The sequence below is a fragment of the Streptomyces sp. NBC_01304 genome (assembly GCF_035975855.1).
Lineage (GTDB): Bacteria > Actinomycetota > Actinomycetes > Streptomycetales > Streptomycetaceae > Streptomyces.
In genome coordinates this window covers 8,477,847-8,500,251 of sequence record NZ_CP109055.1, presented here as the reverse complement: position 1 = coordinate 8,500,251, position 22,405 = coordinate 8,477,847, and the positions used below count along the sequence as shown (strand labels likewise).

At 71.2% G+C, this 22,405-nt stretch carries 19 protein-coding genes; 9 read left to right on the top strand and 10 right to left on the bottom strand.

The window, feature by feature from the left end:
- Positions 1–47 precede the first annotated feature (47 nt).
- A complete protein-coding gene (locus OG430_RS37835; RefSeq protein WP_327357167.1) occupies positions 48–1,721 on the bottom strand; it encodes an MFS transporter in 1,674 nt (557 codons plus the stop codon).
- 228 nt (positions 1,722–1,949) lie between these two features.
- On the opposite strand from OG430_RS37835, the gene OG430_RS37830 reads away from it, so the two are divergent.
- Together OG430_RS37830 and OG430_RS37825 are read left to right on the top strand one after the other, a co-directional pair.
- Complete coding sequence (locus OG430_RS37830; RefSeq protein ID WP_327357166.1) at positions 1,950–3,113, top strand: glycosyltransferase family 39 protein; 1,164 nt, start codon at positions 1,950–1,952, stop codon at positions 3,111–3,113.
- A 227-nt stretch (positions 3,114–3,340) separates the two neighbouring features.
- Positions 3,341–4,375, top strand: a complete 1,035-nt coding sequence (locus OG430_RS37825) for a phosphatase PAP2 family protein (protein WP_327357165.1) — start codon at positions 3,341–3,343, stop codon at positions 4,373–4,375.
- A gap of 132 nt (positions 4,376–4,507) precedes the next feature.
- On the opposite strand, the gene OG430_RS37820 is transcribed toward OG430_RS37825, so the two are convergent.
- Positions 4,508–4,723 (bottom strand): I78 family peptidase inhibitor, encoded by a 216-nt coding sequence (locus OG430_RS37820; RefSeq protein ID WP_327357164.1) that lies wholly within the window; start codon positions 4,721–4,723, stop codon positions 4,508–4,510.
- Between the two features lie 439 nt (positions 4,724–5,162).
- Here OG430_RS37820 and ctaD point away from each other — a divergent pair, with 439 nt between their 5' ends.
- Positions 5,163–6,878, top strand: a complete 1,716-nt coding sequence (ctaD, locus tag OG430_RS37815; RefSeq protein ID WP_327357163.1) for an aa3-type cytochrome oxidase subunit I — start codon at positions 5,163–5,165, stop codon at positions 6,876–6,878.
- Here the strand turns inward: ctaD and OG430_RS37810 are convergent.
- Positions 6,802–7,797, bottom strand: a complete 996-nt coding sequence (locus tag OG430_RS37810; protein ID WP_327357162.1) for a helix-turn-helix transcriptional regulator — start codon at positions 7,795–7,797, stop codon at positions 6,802–6,804. The two genes, ctaD and OG430_RS37810, sit on opposite strands and share 77 nt — an antisense overlap.
- Positions 7,798–7,859: 62 nt before the next feature.
- Between OG430_RS37810 and OG430_RS37805 the strand changes: the two genes are divergently transcribed.
- A complete protein-coding gene (locus tag OG430_RS37805) occupies positions 7,860–9,035 on the top strand; it encodes an epoxide hydrolase family protein (RefSeq protein WP_327357161.1) in 1,176 nt (391 codons plus the stop codon).
- Between the two features lie 34 nt (positions 9,036–9,069).
- Here OG430_RS37805 and OG430_RS37800 read toward each other — a convergent pair whose 3' ends face one another.
- From OG430_RS37800 to OG430_RS37785, 4 genes are all read right to left on the bottom strand, one after another.
- Complete coding sequence (locus OG430_RS37800; RefSeq protein WP_442816631.1) at positions 9,070–9,915, bottom strand: hypothetical protein; 846 nt, start codon at positions 9,913–9,915, stop codon at positions 9,070–9,072.
- Complete coding sequence (locus OG430_RS37795; RefSeq protein WP_327357160.1) at positions 9,912–11,180, bottom strand: glycosyltransferase family 4 protein; 1,269 nt, start codon at positions 11,178–11,180, stop codon at positions 9,912–9,914. Before OG430_RS37795 ends, OG430_RS37800 begins: the two co-directional genes overlap by 4 nt.
- Positions 11,181–11,352: 172 nt before the next feature.
- On the bottom strand, positions 11,353–12,657 hold the full coding sequence (locus OG430_RS37790) for an ABC transporter substrate-binding protein (protein WP_327359408.1): 1,305 nt from the start codon (positions 12,655–12,657) through the stop codon (positions 11,353–11,355).
- The gene (locus tag OG430_RS37785) at positions 12,657–13,163 is read right to left on the bottom strand and encodes a hypothetical protein (RefSeq protein ID WP_327357159.1); all 507 of its coding nucleotides are present in this window, start codon (positions 13,161–13,163) and stop codon (positions 12,657–12,659) included. Before OG430_RS37785 ends, OG430_RS37790 begins: the two co-directional genes overlap by 1 nt.
- Positions 13,164–13,450: 287 nt before the next feature.
- Here OG430_RS37785 and OG430_RS37780 point away from each other — a divergent pair, with 287 nt between their 5' ends.
- Genes OG430_RS37780 through OG430_RS37770 form a run of 3 tightly spaced genes read left to right on the top strand, consistent with a single transcriptional unit; the run spans position 13,451 to position 17,413 of the window.
- Positions 13,451–13,957 carry a hypothetical protein gene (locus tag OG430_RS37780; protein WP_327357158.1) on the top strand — a complete coding sequence of 169 codons (507 nt, stop codon included), beginning with the start codon at positions 13,451–13,453 and terminating at the stop codon, positions 13,955–13,957.
- Position 13,958: 1 nt separating this feature from the next.
- Positions 13,959–16,733: a branched-chain amino acid ABC transporter permease/ATP-binding protein gene (locus OG430_RS37775; protein ID WP_327357157.1), complete on the top strand. Its 2,775-nt coding sequence runs from the start codon at positions 13,959–13,961 to the stop codon at positions 16,731–16,733.
- The gene (locus tag OG430_RS37770) at positions 16,730–17,413 is read left to right on the top strand and encodes an ABC transporter ATP-binding protein (RefSeq protein ID WP_327357156.1); all 684 of its coding nucleotides are present in this window, start codon (positions 16,730–16,732) and stop codon (positions 17,411–17,413) included. The genes OG430_RS37775 and OG430_RS37770 overlap by 4 nt, the downstream gene beginning before the upstream one ends.
- Here the strand turns inward: OG430_RS37770 and OG430_RS37765 are convergent.
- Together OG430_RS37765 and OG430_RS37760 are read right to left on the bottom strand one after the other, a co-directional pair.
- Positions 17,355–18,098 (bottom strand): transglycosylase family protein, encoded by a 744-nt coding sequence (locus OG430_RS37765; RefSeq protein WP_327357155.1) that lies wholly within the window; start codon positions 18,096–18,098, stop codon positions 17,355–17,357. The genes OG430_RS37770 and OG430_RS37765 overlap by 59 nt on opposite strands.
- 137 nt (positions 18,099–18,235) lie before the next feature.
- A complete protein-coding gene (locus tag OG430_RS37760; protein WP_327357154.1) occupies positions 18,236–18,847 on the bottom strand; it encodes a transglycosylase family protein in 612 nt (203 codons plus the stop codon).
- Positions 18,848–19,310: 463 nt separating this feature from the next.
- On the opposite strand from OG430_RS37760, the gene OG430_RS37755 reads away from it, so the two are divergent.
- Positions 19,311–20,141, top strand: coding sequence for a hypothetical protein (locus tag OG430_RS37755; RefSeq protein ID WP_442816630.1), 831 nt, complete (start codon positions 19,311–19,313; stop codon positions 20,139–20,141).
- 320 nt (positions 20,142–20,461) lie between these two features.
- Positions 20,462–20,767, top strand: a complete 306-nt coding sequence (locus OG430_RS37750) for a hypothetical protein (protein WP_327357152.1) — start codon at positions 20,462–20,464, stop codon at positions 20,765–20,767.
- 90 nt (positions 20,768–20,857) lie between these two features.
- Here OG430_RS37750 and der read toward each other — a convergent pair whose 3' ends face one another.
- Entirely contained in the window at positions 20,858–22,351 is a 1,494-nt protein-coding gene (gene der, locus OG430_RS37745) for a ribosome biogenesis GTPase Der (RefSeq protein ID WP_327357151.1), read from the bottom strand.
- Positions 22,352–22,405 lie beyond the last annotated feature (54 nt).

Sequence of the window (22,405 nt, the reverse complement as noted above, 5' to 3'; positions counted from 1 at the left end):
TCAGTGTCCCGCACGTCCAGGACGAGTTGGCGAGGCCTTGGCCACCCTCAGCCGGTGGACTCGGCGGCTACCGCCGTGCGGTCCCGGGCGCCGGACGCCGGGGCCGGGATCTCCGCGATGCCCGACGCGGGAGTCTCGCACTCGTCCGCCGCGGGCGCGCTGCAGTCCATGGTGCGCGGCAGCTTGAGGGCCGCGAGGGCGCCGACGAGGAGCAGGCCCGCGCTGGCGAGGAGCGTGACGTGCAGGCCGTGCACGAACGAGGACTTGGCGGCCTCGCGCAGCGCGGCGCCCGCGCCGCCGTCGAGGTGGTGCGAGACCTCGTACGCCTCACCGAGCGAGTGCCGGGCGTTCTCCAGGTCCGCCGACGGGACGCCCGGGACGGCGGAGATTCCGGGGCCGTACGCGGCGTTCATGACGCTGCCGATGAACGCTATGCCGATGCCGCCGCCGAGCTGGTAGGAGGTCTCGCCGATCGCGGCGGCACCGCCGGCCTGGCCCTGCGGGACCTCGCTGAGCATGGACTCGTACGAACCGAAGAGCGTCGTCTGCAGACCGAAGCCGAGCACGACGAAGCCGGTGAGGAGCAGCAGCCAGTTGTCCTGGTGCCCCATGAACGTCAGCGTCAGCACGCCGAGCGCGGTGAGGCAGAAGCCGAAGGCGACCATCCTGCGCGGGCCGAGCTTCGGCAGGAGCGTCGAGCCGCTGAGCCCGCCGGCCATGGCGGCCAGCGTGAGCGGCACCATCCGCAGGCCGGTCTGCAGCGGCGAGAGGCCGAGCACCAGCTGGAGGTACTGCGCGGCGATCAGCATCAGGCCGACCAGCGCGAGCATCGCGAGGATGATGCAGCCGACCGAGGTGCCGAAGGCCGGCCGGGAGAACAGCGTGAGGTCGACCAGCGGATGCTTGCGCCGGCGCTGGCGGCGCACGAAGAGGAACAGCAGCAGCGCGCCGAGCACCAGCGGCACCACGGTCATGCCGCTGAGCACGCCCTCGCCGCCACCGGCCCGCTTCACGCCGAGGACCATGCCGAACAGTCCGCCCGCGGCCATCAGCGCGCCGACCACGTCCCACGGGCCGTCCCGGTCGCCGAACGACTCGGGCAGGAGCCAGCGGCCGACGAGGAGGCTGCCGAACATCAGCGGGATGTTGATGAGGAAGACGGCGCCCCACCAATAGTGCTCCAGCAGGAATCCGCCGAGCAGCGGGCCCGCCGCGGCACCGACCGCGGCGACCGCGCTCCAGATGCCGATGGCGAGGGCCCGCTCGCGCCGGTCCGGGAAGACCTGGCGGACGATCGAGAGCGTGGCGGGCATGATCATCGCGCCGCCGAGGCCGAGCAGCGCCCGGGCCGCGATGAGCAGCTGCGGGTCGTGCGCGAGGGCCGCCATGAGGGAGGCGACGCCGAAGGCCGCGTATCCGATGAGCAGGACCTTGCGGCGGCCGACGCGGTCGCCGAGGGTGCCGAAGAGGATCAGGAGGGAGGCGCAGACCAGCGGGTAGACGTCGACGATCCACAGGAGCTGGATCGCGCCCGGCTTGAGGTCTTCGGTGACGGCGGGGACCGCGACGTGCAGCACGGTCGAGTCGATGGCGACTATCGCGAGGCTGACGCACAGGACGATCAGGACGACCCAGCGGTTGGCGCCCTCCGGCCGATTGAGCTGAGCCAGGAACCGGGATGCCGAAGGCCGCGTCGGAGCAGCCGTGGTCGTCCCGGACATGTACGTACCTCCCGTAGATGCTCGCCAAGTGCGGTCCCATGGGGGGTGGGGATCGCGGCCCCGGACACGCAGGCGAGTGAGCCGTCAGATTACGCGAGTTAACCGCTGGGGCGGGTGTCCGAACTCTCACGTATCTGACCCGCGCGGTGTGGCGTGCGCCACGCCTGCCCATGACAAGTACGCCGGTCGGCGGGCGTCCGGTTCCGGGCGGCGCCCATAATCGAGCCCGTGACCGACCTGGATCTACGTACGAAACCGACCGGCAGCGCGCCGGGCCGGCTCTCCGCCGCGCTGCGCCGAGCCGCGCCCGCGCTCCTCGTGTACGCGGGGGTGCGAGCGCTGGGACTCGTGGTGCTCGCGGTGTGGGGGGCGGCCGCGGGCAAGAGCCCGCACACGCTGCTCACCGCGCGCTGGGACTCGCTCTGGTACACCCGCGTCGCCGAATCCGGCTACGGCTGGCAGGTGACGCTGCCCAACGGCGACGTCCACTCCAACCTGGCGTTCTTCCCGCTGCTCCCGTGGCTGGAGCGGCTGGGGGCGGCGATCAGTCCGCTGTCGTACCAGGACGCGGGCCTGGTGGTGAGCTGGCTGGCCTCGCTGGCCGCGGCCGGCGGGATCTTCGCGATCGCCGACCGGCTCTACGGGCTCCGTGCCGGGGTGTGCGCGGTGGCGCTGTGGGCGGTGCTGCCGGTCGGCATCGTGCAGTCGATGGCGTACAGCGAATCCCTGTTCACGGCGCTTGCCGCCTGGTCGCTGTACGCGGTGATCAGCGGACGCTGGCTGACCGCGGGTCTGCTCGCGTCGCTGGCCGGGCTGACCCGGCCGGTGGGGGCGGCCGTCGTGGCCGCGCTGTGGGTCGCCGCCGTCCTCGTCGTCGTACGGGAGAAGCGGTGGCCGTGGCGGATGGTCGTCGGTGCGCTGCTCGCGCCGCTCGGGGCCGCCGGGTACGTGCTGTGGGTCGGGCAGGAGACCGGGGGCGGGCTCTTCGGGTATCTCGATGTGCAGGGGCAGTGGGGCAACGGATTCGACGGTGGCCTCGCCTTCGCGAAGTTCGTCGGGGCCAAGTTCACCTCGGTCCCGGGCGCGCTCGCCGGGGTCGGTCTGATCGTCGGGGTCGCGCTGGTGATCTGGCTGTACGTGAAGTGCGTACGGCAGAAGCAGCCGGTGCCGCTCCTCGTCTACTGCGGGATCGTCGTGGCGCTCGCGCTGTGCGCGTCCGGCTACTTCGGGTCGAAGCCGCGGCTGCTCATGCCCGCGTTCCCGCTGCTGCTGCCGATCGCGGTGGCGCTGGCCCGGCTGCGTACGTCCAGGTCGGCGGCGGTGCTCGGGGTCGTGGCGCTGGTCTCGGCGGTGTACGGGGCGTTCTGGCTGCACGGCTCGGGGCCTCCGTGAGGGAAGGGAGAATTCCGTCCGAGCGGCGGGTGAACGAATTCGGGCCACGCATAAACCGGTTGTAAGCAGCAGCCACTATTGGTACGGGAATTTGCGGCCCAAGGTCACTCCGCTTTCCGAAAAAGGGGGGAATAAAGTCCGCCCTGAGATCAATCCCACATCACATCGTCATCACAAAGACACCGATTCGGCCTAGCGCCACGCTCACTCGCTGTAGCGTCGATTGGGTGCGTACTGAACAAACTCTCACCCGTTGGGACCGGCTCTTCGCCCGTCTCGACCGTGAGCCCGAGCGGCCGACAGGCCTAGATGTACCGCGGATGAGCCCGCACAGGATCGTGCTCCTGGGCTCGACGCTGGTCTTCTACCTGCTCATCACCGTGGCCGTGATCAACACGTCGTGGCTGGTCCGCCTGGACTGGCAGGTCATGTTCTTCCGGCCGTACCAGCAGTGGCCCGAGCTGCACGCCTTCATCGACTACTACGTGGTGCTCGGCCAGCGCGGCCCCACCGCGGTGATGGTCGCGGCCTGGCTCGGCTGGCGCTCCTGGCGGCAGCACACGCTGCGGCCGCTCCTGATGCTCGGCACCTCGCTGCTGCTGCTCAACATCACGGTGGGCGCCGCCAAGCTGAGCATGGGCCGCGAGGGCCCGCACTACGCCACCATGATCGGCTCCAACGAGATGTGGCTGACCGGCGACATATTTCCCTCGGGCCACACGGCCAACGCCGTGATCACCTGGGGCATCCTCGCCTACCTCGCCTCCACGCCGCGCACCCGCCGCTGGCTGTCCGCGATCTCGGCCGTGACCTCGCTCGGCGTCGGCCTGAGCACGGTCTACCTGGGGACGCACTGGCTCAGTGACGTCTTCCTCGGCTGGGCCGCGGGCCTGCTGATCCTGCTCGCGCTGCCCTGGTTCGAGCCGCTGGTCGCCCGTGCCGAGGTGTGGATCTTCGCCCTGCGCGACAAGCTGCGCGCCCGCGGTGTCCCCCTGCCGGCGCCCGCGCCGGTCGGTGCCGGCATGCCGGCGATGTTCCCGCAGCGCACCCCCGCCGACGACGAGACCCCGGCGCGCGAACCGGTCGGCGCCGCCCACACCGGCCGCACCACCGCGCACCTCACCCAGCGCCCGCACGCGGTGCGCTCGGAGCGGACCCCGGTCACCCCGGTCGGCAGCCGCCGGCCGCCGCACGGCGACGCCCCGGCCCGGCTGCCGCGCACCACCCCGGCTCCCGCCGCCCGCCCGGTGGCGGGCGGCTGAGCCGCCAGGGCTGAGACCAGCCACCACGGACCGCGGGGCCGGTACGCACAACTTTCCCCGCACGCGAAGGCCCCGGACTCCCTCGAGGAGCCGGGGCCTTCGCCGTTCGTCCCGGATGACTCACACAGTGGTTCAGCCCTTCCAGCAGCGGCTCACCACGCCGTCCTTGACCTCGAAGTTGAGCCGCCCGGACAGGTACTCCATGGTGATGATCGCGCCCGGCGGCAGCGACCTGACGGTGCTCCAGCCGCGCTCACGGGCCCGTCGCTCGGCGCCCGTCGCATCGAGGCCGACGTAGGAGTCGGGGGCGTCCTGGGGTTCCGCGGAGGGGGTCGGTATGGGTGCCATGCCGCCACCGTAGGCCGCGGTGCGCGGGAACGAAAGGCCCGGCCAAAACCCCATACCCAGCGTCACCCGTACCCCTCCGGTCACGCTTGTGTCACAGGATCGCCACACGCGTTTATGGCCCGAAACTTCACACGTACGAGCGGTTCCGAATTCCGTATACGCATCCCCGCAAAAGGCAACGAGGGCTTGGCGATTCACTGACGCGGCAAGCAGAGTTCGATCTTCCGCATTCTGCATTCCGTGCCCCGTCGCACGGATTGACGGGTCGTGAGAAGCCGTGCCGAATTCACAGGTTCCGCTCATTTCCCGCACCCGCCGCACCACTTCGCCGCACCACTCACGTGCGTACGCCCCCTGTTGGAGTCGGGTGCAACGCGAGCATCATGGCGTGAGCCTTCAGGCACTTCGGGCCCAAGCCGTCACAAGCGAGGGAGCAGCGATGGGGACCGACACCGCTCAGGCGGCCGCGCGACCGGCACAAGAACGACGGCCTGGGCGGCTGATCGTGGACTGGCTGACCACCACCGACCACAAGAAGATCGGGCATCTCTACCTGATCACGTCGTTCGCGTTCTTCCTGATCGCCGGCGCGATGGCCCTGATGATGCGGGCCGAGCTGGCCCGCCCGGGGCTGCAGCTGATGACGAACAACGAGTTCAACCAGATGTTCACCATGCACGGCACGATCATGCTGCTGCTCTTCGCGACGCCGACCTTCGCCGGCTTCGCCAACGAGATCATGCCGCTGCAGATCGGCGCGCCGGACGTGGCCTTCCCGCGGCTCAACATGTTCTCGTACTGGCTGTTCCTGTTCGGCGGCCTGATGGTCCTCGGCTCGCTGGCAGTGCCGAGCGGTCCGGCCAACTTCGGCTGGTTCGCGTACGCCCCGCTCAACAGCCTGGAGCGGTCCCCGGGCATCGGCGCCGACATGTGGATCATGGGACTCGCGCTCGCCGGGTTCGGCACGATCCTCGGTGCGGTGAACTTCCTGACGACCATCATCGGGATGCGGGCGCCCGGCATGACCATGTTCCGGATGCCGGTGTTCACCTGGAACACGCTGTTCACGTCGATCCTGATCCTGCTGGCGTTCCCGGTGCTCGCGGCCGCGCTGCTCGTTCTGGAGGCGGACCGGCGGTTCCACTCGGTGGTCTTCGACGCGGAGTTCGGCGGGGCGCTGCTCTGGCAGCATCTGTTCTGGTTCTTCGGGCATCCCGAGGTCTACATCATCGCGCTGCCGTTCTTCGGGATCATCTCCGAGATCCTGCCGGTCTTCTCCCGCAAGCCGATCTTCGGGTACGTGATGCTCGTCGGCGCGACCGCGGCCATCACCGGGCTCTCGGTCGTGGTGTGGGCGCACCACATGTTCGTGACGGGCGCGGTGCTGCTGCCGTTCTTCTCCTTCATGTCGTTCCTGATCGCGGTCCCGACCGGGGTGAAGTTCTTCAACTGGACGGGCACGATGCTCAAGGGCTCGCTGTCCTTCGAGACGCCGATGCTGTGGGCCGTCGGCTTCCTGGTGTCCTTCCTGTTCGGCGGCCTGACGGGGGTGATCCTGGCCTCGCCGCCGATGGACTTCCACGTCAGCGACAGCTACTTCGTGGTGGCGCACTTCCACTACGTGGTCTTCGGCACGGTCGTCTTCGCGACCTTCGGCGGCTTCTACTTCTGGTGGCCCAAGTTCACCGGGAAGATGCTCGACGAACGGCTCGGGAAGCTCCAGTTCTGGACGCTCTTCGTCGGCTTCCACACGACGTTCCTGGTGCAGCACTGGCTGGGCGTCGAGGGCATGCCACGGCGGGTGGCGGACTATCTGGCGGCCGACGGGTTCACCGTGCTCAACACCATCTCGTCGATCGGCGCCTTCCTGCTCGGCCTGTCCACGCTGCCGTTCCTCTACAACGTCTGGAAGACGGCGAAGTACGGCGAGAAGGTCGACGTCGACGACCCGTGGGGCTACGGCCGCTCCCTGGAGTGGGCGACCTCCTGCCCGCCGCCGCGGCACAACTTCGTCACGCTGCCCCGGATCCGCTCGGAGTCCCCGGCGTTCGATCTGCATCATCCCGAGTACGCGGCGTTCACCGCGGCGAAGCAGCCGGAGACTGCTCCTGTCCCCGCAGAAGAGCCCGGGAAAGACGGTCCCGGGCAGCCGTGACATGAGCGGTCAGCTCGACCGGCTCCAGGATCTCGAACTCGACGCCGAGCAGCATCACATGGATCACCATCACATCGAGGCTGTGGGCGCCGGTGCGCAGCAGACAGGTGCCGGCGCCGTCGGCCTCAAGAGTGCCGGTCGAGGGGCTGATCCGCTGGGCGGCCTCCTCCAGCGGGATCAGGAGCCGGAGCACGGCCTGTGCGGCGTACACCTGCCGGGACACCCCCTTCGAGACGTACGCGGCCAGATCCTCGGCGGGCGCCGGGCGGGGCGTGAAGCGCGGGCCGTGCGGCGGCTTCGGGGTGATGCGGTCCGCGCGGAACGTACGCCAGTCTTCGCGGTCCAGGTCCCAGGCGACCAGGTACCAGCGGCGCTCGGTGCACACCAGGCGGTGCGGTTCGACGGTGCGGCGGGTCGACGATCCGCCGTGGTCGCGGTATGCGAAGCGGAGCCGCTCGCTGTCCCGGCAGGCATTGGCCAGCTCGGTCAGGACGGACGCGTCGACGGTCGAGGCGGCCGGGCCCCGCAGCATCGGCACGGTGAAGGTGTTGAGGGTGCTCACCCGGCGGCGCAGCCGGTTCGGCAGCACCTGCTCCAGCTTGGCGAGGGCCCGCACGGAGGTCTCGCCGATGCCCTCGATGCCCTGCCCGGCCGCGGTGCGCAGGCCGACCGCGACGGCCACCGCCTCCTCGTCGTCCAGGAGCAGCGGCGGCATCTCGGCGCCCACGCCCAGCTGGTAGCCGCCCCCGGTGCCAGGTGAGGCGTTGACCGGGTAGCCGAGCTCGCGCAGCCGGTCCACGTCGCGGCGCACGGTGCGCGGGGTGACGCCGAGTCGGTCCGCGAGATCCGACCCGGACCATTCGCGGTGGGCCTGCAGCAGTGAGAGCAGGCGGAGCAGTCGTGCCGATGTCTCCAACATGAATCGAAGTCTGTCAGCCATTGAGGACAGTCACTGTCCTCAAGTCTGGCTACCTTGAGGACATGGCAGACAACAGCGCTACCTCAGAGATACGCCCGTTCCGTATCGAGATCCCGCAGGCACAGCTGGACGATCTGCGCGTCCGCCTGGAGGCGACCCGCTGGCCCGATGAACTCCCGGGCGCCGACTGGGCGTACGGCGCGTCGCTGTCGTACGTGAAGGGCCTGGCCGAGTACTGGCGCACCGGCTACGACTGGCGCAAGCACGAGGCCCGGATCAATGAACTCCCGCAGTTCGTCACGGAGATCGACGGCGCCCAGGTGCACTTCCTGCACGTACGCTCGCCCGAGCCGGACGCCCTGCCGTTGATCCTCACGCACGGCTGGCCCGGCTCTGTCGTCGAATTCCTCGATCTGATCGGCCCGTTGTCCGATCCCCGCTCACACGGCGGTGACCCCTCCCAGGCGTTCCACGTCGTGATCCCGTCGATACCGGGCTTCGGCTTCTCCGGGCCGACCCGCGAGGCGGGCTGGAACGCGAGCCGTGTCGCACGCGCCTGGCACGAGCTGATGCGGCGGCTCGGGTACGAGCGGTACGGAGCCCAGGGCGGCGACCTCGGCGCGATCATCTCGCCGACGCTCGGGCGGATCGCGCCCGAGTCCGTCGTCGGGGTGCATGTGAACGCCGCGTCGGTGGGGTTCATCCCGCTCGGCCCGGTGGCGGAGGAGATCAAGGCCGAGCTGAGCGAGTCGGACCTCAGGCGCCTCGACCTCATCGCCTGGTTCACCGGCGACGGCTTCGGCTACAACAAGCTGCAGTCCACCCGCCCGCAGACCCTCTCGTACGGCCTCACCGACTCCCCCGTCGGCCAACTCGCCTGGATCATCGAGAAGTTCAAGGAGTGGACGCACGAGTCGGCGCAGTTGCCCGAGGACGCCGTCGACCGCGACGCTCTGCTCACCAACGTGATGTTCTACTGGCTGACCGCCACCGGCGGCTCCTCGGCGCGGATCTACTACGAGAACACGCACAACCTCGACTGGTTCCCGGGCGCCCCCTCCCCCGTCCCCACCGGAGTCGCCACGTTCCACGGGGACCCGGCGATCCGTCGCTGGGGCGAGCAGGTCAACAACATCGTCCGCTGGACCGAGTTCGAGCAGGGCGGACACTTCGCCGCCCTGGAAGCCCCCGCGCAACTGATCGGGGACATCCGGGAGTTCTTCGACACCCTGCGCTGACCTCGGGGTCCCGGAGGCCTGCACCAGCAGTGCCCTAGGCTTCCGGGACCTCGGCGATCTGCACCGACAGGTCGTTGTCCATCGTGTAGTACGGCCCGGCCTGCACCGGGCCGTCCTGCCCGACCAGGACCGCCGCGGGATAGGTGAAGATCGGCTTCTTGTCGACGACGTCGTCGAGCAGCCGGGCCACCCGCACCTCGGGGCCCTGCTCGCCCGCCGGGCGCAGCCACAGGTCCCAGGTGCCGCCCTGCGCGGCGAGGGCCGCGTAGTCCACCGTGAAGGCGAACTCGGCGCCCTCCGCGGTCAGTTCGGCGCGGCGCGCGAGGCCGGCCTCCTTGCGGCTGCGCGCCTCGGCGTACGCACCGGCGGTGAGCGCGGCCCCGTAGACCCGGCCGCGGACCGTCAGGGCCGCCTCCTCGATGCACAGCTCGCCGGCCTCGGCGTGCGGGGCGCGGTGCCAGGCGCGCACCGTGAGGTTGCCGTGCTTGGTGGCGTACGGGATGCGTACGGCGACGTGGTCGCGGGCCTCACCGGGCGCCCGGTCGACCAGCGCGCGCAGGTCGTTCAAGCCGGGCACCAGGCGCTCGGAGCTGCCGTCGGCCTGCTCCGCGTACACGTCCCAGCGCCCCTCGGGCAGGGCGACGCTGCTGGGCAGCACGGCGCGCAGCCGTCCGTCCCCGGCCGGGGTCAGCGGCAGCCGCACCTCCTGGCCCGACTCGCGCCGGTGCAGGCGCAGGTGGGCGGCGCCGGGCAGGCCCGGGTCGGCCAGGTCGAAGGTGAGGCCGCCCGCGGTGTCGGCGGCGCAGTCGGCGCTGGTCGGCAAGGGGGCCACGGGGAACTCCGGGGCGGGGTCGGCGGGCGGGGGCAGCAGGGCGGTCACGCCGCACGCCCCTTCGACAGGGTGCGGCCGGCGTCCCGCACGGCGTAGGCACCGCCGAGGAGCGCGCCGCGCGTGCGGTGCAGCGAGCCGCGCATCCGGCCGAGGGCGCCGGCCCGGCGGCCGCTGGTGGCGAGGTCGGCGAAGAGCGACTCGTAGTGCCCGGCGATCCGGGCCGGGTCGAAGCGCTCGGAGCCCTTGAGGGCCGCCTGTGCCATCTGTCCGCGCAGATCGTCGTTGTTGATCAGTTCGAGGAGGCCGCCGGCGATGCCGTCGACCTGGCCGACCGGGACGAGCCTGCCGTCGACGCCGTCGTCGATGATCTCGCCGGGGCCGTGCGGGCAGTCGGTGGAGACCACCGGCAGGCCGCAGCGCATCGCCTCGACGATGGTCATCCCGAAGGACTCCAGGCTGGAGGTGACCGCGGCGATGGAGCCCTTGGCCCACTCCGGGTCGATGGGGTGCGCGGGGCCCATCAGGTAGACGTGGTTGTAGAGGCCGAGCTCGTCGATCAGGGCGCGCAGCTTGTCCTTCTGCTTGCCGCCGCCGTAGATCCGCAGCCGCCAGTCGGGGCGCTCGGCGCGCACCTGGTCGAAGGCCCTGATCAGCAGGTCGTACCGCTTGACTGGGGCGAGCCGGCCGGCCGCCACGACCCATTTGCCGGAGCCGTCCGAGGGGGCGATGCCGGGCTCGGGCACGGAGTTCGGCACGGCCTGGATGCGCACGCCGGGCAGCCGCATCTTGTTGCGGTACGCCTCGGCGTCGGCGTCCGTCGTCGTGGTCAGCGCGTCCAGCCGGGGGTAGACGCTGCGCAGCTGGTTGCGCAGGGCCTTGTTGTGACTGTCCAGGGTGAGGTGCTCCTGGCCCACCCGGATCGGGCCGCGCCTCGTCTGCTTGGCGAGGTGGACGTTGATCCCGGGCCGGGTTCCGACGACGACGTCCGCGTCGACGCTCGCAAGGTGGTCGGCGATGCGGGCGTCGGTGAGCGCGCTGTACTGCTCGTAACGGCCTTCGGACTTGGGAAACACACGCGCCGGGGTGGTGTACGCCGGATCGTCGCCCTCGTACCCCTCGGTGCCCTTGCGGATGTCGACGAGGTGGCGCAGCCGGACCCGCGGGTCCGGCTGGAACACCGGCTCGTCACGGTGCCTGAGCACCGAGACGATCTCCACGTCGTGCTGCTCCGCCAGCGTGTTGGCGAGGTTGTACGTGGTCCGGATCGTTCCCCCGATCCCGTACGCGTTGTGAATCAAAAAAGAGATATGCATGCGTCCCCGTATCCCCCCGTATCTGGCGCTTCCCTGCGGAACGTCGGTCTCGTCCCCTACCAGAAGGTTAGACAGCGCCTCGATGCAGAAGGTTGGGTGGCATCATCATCTTGTTTCAGAACAGTTGCGCGATTGGTAGGCGGAATGGGGAACTCAATCGCACTCAACTGCATCAGGGCCCATAAGGAAGCTGCGGAACGTCGAAGCAGGTGTCGTTCATTTCGCCCTGTCCGACCCATCCGTCCCCGTCCTTCCAGCGTGCCACGGACAGGCAGGTGCGCCGGGTCTCCGGCGGCTCGGGGCGCTGCTCGAAGACGACCGGGAGCAGCAGACCGCGGGCCGTATACGGCTTGCCGCTGCTCATGAAACGGTCGACGCACGCGCGCGTGACGTCGCTTTCCTCCTTCAGGCAGGACTTCGCGGCGTCCGTGAACCACATGGCCGCGGCCCACCCCTCCAGCTCCCACTGCGAGACCCGGTCCCCGCCCTCGGCCGCGTCCACCGCGTCGCGGAACTCCTTGACCGCCGGGTGGTCCACGTCCTCGTAGTTGCGGGACGCCCCCGTCACCCACAGCGCGTTCCGGCAGCGCGGCGCGTCCTTGTAGTCGTCGGCGACCGTGGACGTCCAGTTCTGGGCGTTGGTGACCTTGGCGGTGACGCTCACCCCTGCGTCGTCCATCGCCTTGCACAGCTGGGCATTGCCGTGCGTGTCCATGGCGTCGAAGACCAGATCGGCGCCCTGCTCCTTCAAGTCGGCGGCCGCGGCACGGAAGTTGGGCAGCGCGAAGTCGACCTGCTCGTTCACGACCTTGTAGCCCTCGGCCTTGAGGCCGTCCGTGACCAGACGGGCGTAGGAGGCGGACGCAGACTGGTTGTAGGAGACGACCGCGGCCGTGCGCGCCCCGTGCTCGCGCTTGAAGTAGCGGTAGATCTCCGTCCCGCCGTACTGCTTGCCGTCCCAGCCCGGCTTGCCGCCCTTGCGCGGGGCGAGGCTGCCGTAGATCGAGTAGAGGTGCGGATAGGTGTCGTACGCGGGACCGATGGGCTGTCCGCCGATGTCGGGCACGCCCGCGCGGGCGACCTGGGGGGCGCCCGCGTAGTCGAGGGAGGCGGTGGCCACCAGTGCCACGACCTTCTGCTCGTCGATCAGCTTGTGCACGCATTCGTTGTTGCCGACGCCGCTGCCGCCGTCGTCGCAGGTGTGCACCTCGACCTTGCGGCCCTCGATGCCGCCCTTCGCGTTCAGTCGATCGAAGTACGCCTTGACGCCGTCGCGGGGCCCGGTGAACGTCTCGCCGCCCACCGGGCTGGTCTCGCTCAGGACGATGCCGACGCGCAGCGGCTCGGTGCTCGCCGGGGGCGCGGGACCGGTGGGCCGGTCGGTGAAGTCGCTCTCCGGGAGGCGGCTGCCGCAGGCCGCGGTCAAGGCCATCGGCAGGACGACGAGCAGTCCCGTGACCGCGGCCCGGGGGCGCATCAGGTCGTGCAGCCCGGACCCGGCGAGGTGTCGCCGCTCATCGCGATGAGGCCGCACAGCGTTTTGACCGACACCTTCCAGGTGCCGTCCTGCAGCACGGCGACGCCGTCGGCCTTCGGCAGCACGGTGGCTCCCTTGAGCGCGAGCGCGTAGGTGACCTTGGCCTCCTCGGCCGAGGTGAACTCCACGTCGACCACCTCGGCCGTCACCTGCTTGCCGCGTTCGTCGCCGCTGAAGCCCTTGATGACGTCGCCCATCTTGTCGCCGTTCTCGAGGAGGTCCGGCTTGTCCGCCAGCTTCACCTTGGGATCGAAGAAGTCCTGCCAGTTCTTCTTGATCTCCTTCTCGGCCTTCGCGGCGTCCTTCGGAGCGCCGCCCGCGGCGGGCGCGGAGGAGGTGGGGTCGGGTGCCGGCGCGCTCGTCGTCTTTTCCTGGGACGGAGTGGGCGGTGGGCTGTCGCCGCCTCCGCCGCTGTCGTCACCGCACGCGGCGGCCGATCCCGTCATCAGGACTGCGACGGCCGCCCACGCCGCAATCCGTGCCTTGCCCCGCCTGGGGCTGCTCCCGCGGACCATCTGCTCACCACCGGGTGTCGGACCGGGTCTCGAGCGCCCGGTGCATTTCAGGGTCAGCTACCGGAAGCTTTCAGGCTCAGCCTCCAGAAGGCATAGTGCAAGCGATCGGCTGACATGAACAGTCACGTACCTGATGACATGAACAGACTTGAACAGTCGCGTGGCTGAAGCGACTTCGTCGTGAACGGACACGCACCCCATTCCTCAGGGAGCCCCGGATGCGGACTGCTCGACTGCGCACTGTGCACCCGTTCCTGTGGGCGGGCCCGGCCGCTCTGGCCGTCGGGGCGGTGCTCTGCGTCATTGGCTGGTACGGCGTCTCGGGCGAGCGGTTCGCCGAGCGGCAGGTGCCCTATCTCGCGTCGTGCACGCTGCCCGGGGTCGCCCTCATCATCGCCGGGGCCGTGCTGCTGGCCCAGGGCCAAAGCTCCCTCGCGGCCGCCCGCGTGGCGGAGTTGCACGCCCTGCTCGTCGCCGCGGAGCCGCTCGCCGGTCCGGCCGGCGAGCACGCCGCCGCGCCCCTCGCGACCAGCGACGAGCTGCTGCTCGTGCCCGGCGGCACGCTGTGGCACCGGGCGGACTGCCCGCTCGTCGCCGGAAAGCCGGAGGCGCTGCCGGCCGACGCGCACGCCCGCGCGGAGCTGAGCCCCTGCCCCATCTGCGAACCGTCCGCCAACTCGCCCCAGGAGCCGCCGAATTCGGCCCACCCGTCGCCGGGCCCCTGACATGTCCTCCCTGACGTACGACCTCACGCTCGCCGGACTCGCGATCGGCAGCGCGGCCGCGCTCACCGGCATCGGCCTGATCGTCACGTACCGCGCTACCGGCGTGCTCAACTTCGCGCACGGCGCGGTCGCGATGGTGTGCGCGTACCTGCTGCGGCAGTTGACCGTCGAGTGGGGCTGGCCGCTGTGGCCGGCGGCGCTCGTCACGCTGGTCGTCGTGGCGCCGGGCATCGGACTGATCCTGGAACGGGCCGTGTTCCGGCCCCTCTCGGTGCTCGGCAGCGATCCCGCGCAGACCCTGGTCGCCTCCATCGGGGTGTTCGTGCTCCTGGTCGGCGGCGCGGCCCTGCTGTGGGGGCAGGGGGCACGCTCCGACGCCCCCGAGCTGATCCCGGCCGCCGATCCGTGGGGGCAGCTCGCGGTGGTACTCGTGCTGGCGGCGGGAGTGGGGGCGGTGACGCGCTGGACCCGGTTCGGCGGTGAACTGCGGGCCGTCGTCGACAATCGCCGGCTCGCGGTGCTCGGCGGGATCGACGCGGACCGGGTGGCGTCCGCGGGCTGGGCGTTCGGCTCGTTCACGGCGGGCCTGACGGGCGTCCTGCTCGCTTCGTACGTACGTCTCGACCCGTACGGCCTCCCTCTCCTCGTCATGGAGGTGATCGCGGTCGCCGTGGGCGCGGGCATGAGCAGCCTGCCGATCGCGGTGACGGTGGCGCTCGGAATCGGCGTGGTCCAGAGCCAGTTGACCCGACTGCACCCCTCCGGCTGGGCCGAGCCGCTGCTCCAGGCGGTGGGCGCGAACCTCTTCGTGGTGGCGCTGCTCGTCTCCGCGCTCGTGCTGCCGGGACCCGGGTACGGCGTCGGCCGGGACGCGCTGCCCCGTACGGCCACGGCCCGCGTGCGCACACCGCCGGGCGCGTGGCTCGTGGCGGGCGTCCTGTTCCTGCTCCCCCTCGGCTTCGCGGGCTCCGACCTGCACACCTCCGTACAAGTCCCGGCCCTCGCGGTGGTGCTGCTCTCGCTGGTCGTGGTGACCGGCCGGGGCGGGCAGATCTCGCTCGGGCAGGCGGCGTACGCGGGTCTCGGCGCGCTCTTCACGGCGCTGCTCGCGGCGGGCGGCTTCCCGGGGCTGCCCCAGCTTCCGACGCTGGTGGCGCTCGGCGTCGCGGTCCTCCTCGTCGCACCCCTCGGCCTGCTCACCGGCTGGCCCGCGATCAGCCGGCACGGCCTGGCCCTCGCACTGGCGACCTTCGCGGTCGGGGTCGGGGTGAGCCGCTTCGTCTTCGCGCAGCCGTACGCGACGTCGGGCCTCGGCCTCGACCGCCCGGCGGGCTTCGCCGGCGACCGCGCGTACTACGTCCTCGAACTCGCCCTCCTCGCAGGCGCGTTGCTCGTGGTCGTCGCGCTGCGCCGGGGCCGCACCGGCCGCGCCCTCGCGGCGATGCGCGACCACGAGTCGGGCGCGGTGGCCTCCGGCGTGCCGGTCCCCCGCCTGAAGGTCGGGGCGTTCGTGGCCGGGGCGGCCCTGGCGGCCCTGGGCGGCGGCATGCTCGGCATGGGCCTGCGCGCCTTCGACCCGACGGCATACGACCCGGTACGCGGCCTCCTCTGGTTCGCCGCGGTGGTGGTCCTCGGCTCCGACTCGCTCCTCGGCGCCCTGGCAGCGGCCGCGCTCCTGGTGGGCCTGGACGCGGGGACACGCGGCGGAGTCGCGGCGGCGGTGATCGGGGTACTGGCGGTGCTGATCGGGCGGTTCCCCGGGGGGCCGTACGAGGCCTTGAAGGCGGCGCTGGAAAGGCTACGGCCCAGGCGGGCAGCGCAGCTCACGCAGTTGGGGCTGGAGGCACGGGAGCGCGTGGCCCAATCAGCCCGTCCGGCGTTTGAGTACACCCTTGCCCACCCATCAGCCCGCCCCACACTTGAGGCCACCTCCGCCCACCCATCAGCCCGCCCCACACTTGAGGCCACCTCCGCCCATGAATCAGCCCGTCCGGCGCTTGAGGACACCGCCCGCAGGGCGGAAGGCGGCGCAGCCTTACGGGAAGGGGCGGGGAGGGGACCAAATAAGCCGAAATCCCCCCTACGCGCCCGACAAGCCACGGTCACCTACGACGAGTTCAAGGCCCTCGACAGCGTCGACCTCGACATCACCCCGGGCCAAATCACCGCAGTGGTAGGCCCCAACGGCGCAGGCAAAAGCACCCTCTTCCACTGCCTCGCCGGAACGGTCCGCCCCGACAAGGGGCGAGTGGAGTTCGGCGGCAGAGACATCACCCGCCTACCGGCCCACCGCAGAACCCGGCTCGGCATCGGACGAACCTTCCAACAGCTCGCGGTGTTCCCCTCGTTGACGGTCGCCGAGAACGTACAGGTAGGGGCCGAGCAGGGCCGCGTACGCGACCCCGCGGCAGTCGACCGCACGCTACGGCTGCTCGGACTGGACGGGCCGGTGCGGAGAAGACCCGCCGCAAACCTCCCCACCGGCACCCTCCGCCGCGTCGAACTCGGCCGCGCCCTCGCAGGCGGCCCGCACGTGCTGCTCCTGGACGAACCGGCCGCGGGCCTCGACACGGCGGAAGTGGCCGCGCTCGCCCGCGTATTGAAGGCACTCGCCGCGGACGGCATGGCCCTCCTCATCGTCGAGCACGACCTCGACCTGGTGGCCGACCTCGCCGACACCGTCCATGTGATGGCGGCGGGCCGCATCGTCGCCTCCGGCCCCCCGGGCCACGTACTCGACAGCCTCGAAACACCCGAACCGGCGGCCGGATCATGAGCGCCGAGATAGAGCTGCGCCACGCACGCGTGCGCTACGGCCCCCTGGAGGCGCTGCACGGCGTCTCTCTCGCCGCCCCGCACCCCGGCGTGACCGTCCTCCTCGGACGCAACGGCGCGGGCCGTACGACCGCCCTGCGCGCCCTCGCCGGGACGGTCCGGGTCGCGGAGGGGAGCGTGCTGTGGCGCGGCCGGGACGTGACACGGCTGCCGGCCCACGAACGCGCCCGCCGCGGCCTCGCCTTCATCCCGGACCGGCAGGCGGTGTTCGGCTCGCTGACCGTCGCCGAGAACCTTGAACTCGCCGCACCGCACGCCGACTTCGCCGACGCGCTGAGCGCCTACCCTCAGCTGGGCCCGCTGCTCGGCCGCCGTGCCGGGACCCTCTCCGGCGGCGAGCAGCGGATGCTGGCCCTGTCCCGCGCCCTGCTGTCGCACGCGCGCGTGGTGCTCGTCGACGAGCCGTCGCAGGGCATGTCGCCGGCCGTCACGGCACGTACGTACGAACTCCTCGGCGGCCTCGACGCCACCGTCGTGGTCGCCGAGCAGCGCCTGCCGCCCGGGCTGCGCACCGGCGCCCGCCCGGTCGTCGTGCACGAACTGCGGCGCGGCGCCGTGGTGTTCAGCGGCGAGGCTGCGGAGTTTCGGCGGCCGGGGCGGGCGCCGACTTCGGCGGAATGATCAGCAGGGTTCCGACATTGAGCCGGTCCGGGTGGGCGCCGATCATCAGGCGGTTGGCCTGGTAGAGCGCGTACCAGCCGCCCTTGACCCGGTACCGCTGGGCGATCGCGCTGAGCGTCTCGCCCGGCTTGACCGTGTGCAGCCTCCGCCCGTCCTGCGGCTTGGGCGCGACCGGCGGCTTCGGCCTGGCGGGCAGCTTGGCCGGCAGGGCGGATGCCGGCTGGTCGAGCCGGTAGAGCTTCGAGCAGACCGGCCAGGCCTCCCAGCCCTGGTTGCGCAGGACGGCCTCGGCGACCTTGATCTGCTCCTCGCGGGTGGCGAGGTCGGCGCGCGGGGCGTAGACGAGACCGCCGTGCTCCTCCCACGTGGGCTGCCAGAACTGCAGCCCGCCGTAGTAGCCGTTGCCGGTGGCGATGTGCCAGCGACCGCTGCTCTCGCACTCGGCGAGGCAGCTCCACGGCCGGCGCCCGGCCGAGCAGTCGACGGTGGCCTCGTAGTAGGCGGGGGCGGCGGAGTCGGACGCGGGACCCACCGAAGCCGATCCGGGACCCGCCGCGGCGGACACGGGGGCCGGTGCGGGGGGTGGTGGGGCGGCGGCGTACGCGCCGCTCTGTGCGGCGAGCAGGGAGAGCCCGGCTGCCAGCAGGGTCACGAACCAGGCGCGGGTGTGCGTCATGACGGACATCGCGTCACGCTAATCAGCTCGGCCCGTACCGGGCGCCCTGCCGCGCCCGGTACGGGCGAGCCCCACCCGGTCGGACGACCGGGTGGGGCAGGTGGGCCCACTGGGGCGAGCGGGCCGTGGTCACGGACGGGCCGCGCTCAGAGGTCCAGGCGCTGCCCCGGCAGGATCATGTTCGGGTTGCCCCCGATCTCGGCCTTGTTGGCGTGGTAGATCTTCCGCCAGGCGGTGTGGTGCCCGGCGGCGATGGAGCTCAGGGTGTCTCCCCGCTTGACCGTGTAGTCACCGCGGGACACGCCCCGGTCGGTGTGGCTCTTGTCGCGCTCGGTCTTGGCCTTGGTCCCGGCCTTGGGCGCGGCGGGGGCCGAGCCGCCGGAAGATCCGGTGGACGGTGCGCTGCCGTACGCGCCGGCCCGGGCCGAGCAGGTGGGCCAGGCGCCCCAGCCCTGCGCGCGCTGGACCTTGGTGGCGATGGCTATCTGCTGGCCCTTGCCGGCCCGGTCGGCGGTCGGCGCATAGGCGCCACCGCCGTACGCGCGCCAGGTGGAGGCGCTGAACTGCAGGCCGCCGTAGTAGCCGTTCCCGGTGTTGATGTGCCAGTTGCCGCCGCTCTCGCACTTCGCGATGCGGTCCCAGACTCCGCTGTCGGCTGCTGCGGCTTGCCCGCCTGCGGCCAACAGGCCGAGCGGGGCGAGCAGTGCCGCCCCGGCGAGTACTGCTGCCTCACGACTGCACTTGGGACGTGCGGACATGAATTTCCCTCTCGAAGGACCCGGGCTCCCCCTGGGCGCCGCGGCTCCCACGCGTCCGGCGCGGGCATTCCGTGGCACCCCCGTCCGCCGGAGGTGGCGCTGCAACGTGCTGGCTTTGGTGCGGCCGGCGGACGTACCCGAGCGGTGCTCGTTGCACACGGCGTTGGAATCTAGGGACCCGACTGCCCCGATATCAACCAACTCCTTGTCATTCCAGGCCAGTTGCCTGTTACCTGAAGTAACGGCTTTTTCAGGACACCCACTTCATTAGCTGATTTCGCCATTTGTCGACCTGTCGTCCTGGCGATCTGTGACTCAGCTCACCGACTCAACTTCCTTGTACGCAGCACGAGTTGCCATGGAGTGAGGGATTCCGCCGCTCATCTCACGCTCCGCGTCGGATGGTTCAATTCCGTTCGCTGCCCGGCGTGACTTGCGCCACGGGTCACCCGTTGAACCCTTCATGGGCCGGGAACCCCCCGGCGCCCGCGACGCACCGATTTCCGAGGAGTCACCCGTGCAGCGCTTGCTCGACGTCAGCGACGACGTACGCGCCGAGATCGGCGACGAAGAGGCCGACCGACTGCTCACCGGTGACAGCTCCCCGGGCAGCTACGACTGCACCTCCTGCCGCACCCCCGGCGACAGCGGCCAGGAGCGCACCAGCACCGTGCTGTTCGTCGGCGACGAGACCGCGGTCCTCGCCTTCGCCCACGCCACCTGTCTGCCCTCCCAGGTGGTCGAGGTCGCCGAGGAGCAGCTGGCCGGAGCCGTCCGCTCCATCACCGGCGAGGAAGGCGACGACGGGCAGAGCGCGCCCCGGCAGGCCGTGCTCGGCGTGACCAGCGGCCTCGTACTGCTCGAGGGCGAGCTGCACCCCGCGCTCGTCGTCGAGCCGACCGGCCCCATCGCCCGCCCCGGCACGACAGGCGGCGACGACGACTTCCTGCCGCTCCTCATCGAGCAGGGCTTCATGCCGGTCACCGAGCTCAAGGCTGCGCCGTCCGCGCTGCCCGGCTGGTCCGTGCTGCTCGCCATGGGCCGGCTGCACGCGGTGCTCCAGCCCGGGAACAACGGCTCGGGCTCGGTCGCCTGGTGGCAGGCGCACCAGCCGCTGCCCGTCACCGACGGCTGGCGCGCCGCGGCCAACAAGACCAGCACGGTCCTCATCTTCGCGGTCCCGGTCGGCGTGGTCGGCCGCCAGCCGCGCGAGGACCTGCTGCGTGACGCCCTCGACAAGGCGGCCGCCGGCGGCCAGTTGGTGGCGGCCGCGCTGCCGCTCGCCGGCACCTGAGGGAGCGTACGGCCGACAGCCGAGGGGACGTACGACCGGCTGCGGACGTCGTACGACGAGGGGACGTACGACCGGATACGGATGGCGTACGACGAGCCGCCGTACACCTGGATGCGTCCGGCGTACGACCGGATGCCGCACGCCGGGCGCAGCTGCCGCACGCCCAACTTCCCTACGGACAAGCCCATATGAGGCAGCACCGGCGCGCACCACGGCGCACCTGACGGAGTGCCATAAAAACGCCCCGCATCCGAGGGGGGTCTGGTGTCGTTGGCACATACGTGCCGTCATACGACCCTTCGCGCCACCAGATCCCCTCCATGCGTCCGGCCAGGGACCCCTCAGCGGGCCGCTCGGCCACTCCGATCTACGACGAGCTGTACGCGGAGTGGCGCAGATCCTTCAAGGCACTGCCCGGCGACCGCAGCGGCGAGGACGAGCTGGGGTTCAACGCCTTCGATGCCTTCGGCACCGGGTACGGCACGCACCACCACACCCCGCAGCACCCGGTGCACCGGCCCCCGCCCGACACCTCGGGCCACAACGGCTGGCACCCCGCCCCCCAGCAGCACGGCACCGGGCACTTCCCGGCCGCGCTGCCGCCGGGGCCACGCAGGGAACGCTGAAGGCCCGCACAAGAACACAGAACGCCCCGACAGCGCCGATGCGGCGCCGCCGGGGCGTTCGACGTCCGGCCGGTTGTCCGGCCGGCGTGGCTACTTCTTCTTGCCGCTCTTGTTCGCGCCGCGCTTCTCGCGCACCCGCACCGAGATGTGGATCGGGGTGCCCTCGAAGCCGAACTCCTCGCGCAGACGGCGCTCCACGAAGCGCCGGTAGCCGGCCTCGATGAAGCCGGAGGAGAAGAGCACGAACCGCGGCGGCTTGGTGCCCGCCTGGGTGCCGAAGAGGATGCGGGGCTGCTTGCCGCTGCGGACCGGGTGCGGGTGGGACGCGACCAGCTCGCCGAGGAAGGCGTTGAGGCGGCCGGTCGGCACGCGCGTCTCCCAGCCCGCCAGGGCCGTCTCGATCCCGGGGACCAGCTTCTCCATGTGGCGCCCGGTGCGCGCCGAGATGTTGACCCGCGGCGCCCAGGCGACCTGCTGGAGCTCGGTCTCGATCTCCCTCTCCAGGTAGTAGCGACGCTCCTCGTCGAGGGTGTCCCACTTGTTGTACGCGAGGACGATCGCCCGGCCGGCCTCGACGGCCATGGTGACGATGCGCTGGTCCTGGATGCTGATGCTGTCGCTGGCATCGATCAGGATGACCGCGACCTCGGCCTTCTCGACCGCGGCCGCGGTGCGCAGGGAGGCGTAGTAGTCGGCGCCCTGCTGCAGGTGGACGCGCTTGCGGATGCCCGCGGTGTCCACGAACTTCCAGGTGACACCGCCGAGTTCGATGAGCTCGTCGACCGGGTCACGGGTGGTGCCCGCGAGCTCGTTCACGACGACGCGCTCCTCGTTCGCCACCTTGTTCAGGAGGGACGACTTGCCGACGTTCGGACGGCCGATGAGCGCGATCCGGCGGGGGCCGCCGATGCCGGCGCCGCCGAAGGTCTGCATCGGCGCCTCGGGCAGCGCCTCCAGGACGGCGTCCAGCATGTCGCCGGTGCCGCGGCCGTGCAGCGAGGAGACCGGCCACGGCTGGCCGATGCCGAGGGACCACAGGGCGGTGGCGTCGGCCTCGCCGCTCTGGCCGTCGACCTTGTTGGCGCAGAGCACCACGGGCTTCTTGGCCTTGCGGAGCAGCCGTACGACGGCCTCGTCGGTGTCGGTCACACCGACCGTGGAGTCCACGACGAAGACCACGGCGTCGGCGGTCTCGATGGCGTACTCGGCCTGGGCGGCCACGGCCGCGTCGATGCCGAGCACGTCCTGCTCCCAGCCGCCGGTGTCGACGAGCTTGAAGCGGCGGCCGGCCCATTCGGCCTCATAGGTGACGCGGTCGCGGGTGACGCCGGGCTTGTCCTCGACGACGGCCTCGCGGCGACCGATGATGCGGTTCACCAGGGTCGACTTGCCGACGTTCGGGCGGCCGACGACGGCGAGGACGGGCAGCGGGCCGTGACCGGCCTCGCCGATCGCGCCCTCGACGTCCTCGAGGTCGAAGCCCTCCTGCGCGGCGAGCTCCATGAACTCCGCGTACTCGGCATCGCCAAGCGCACCGTGCTCGTGCTCGCCGGCGCCCTCAGCGGCGGGGGTCTGGTCGTTCATGAAGTCGTACCTCTGTCATCGTCATCATCGATGGACCGTGCAGATCACGATCCA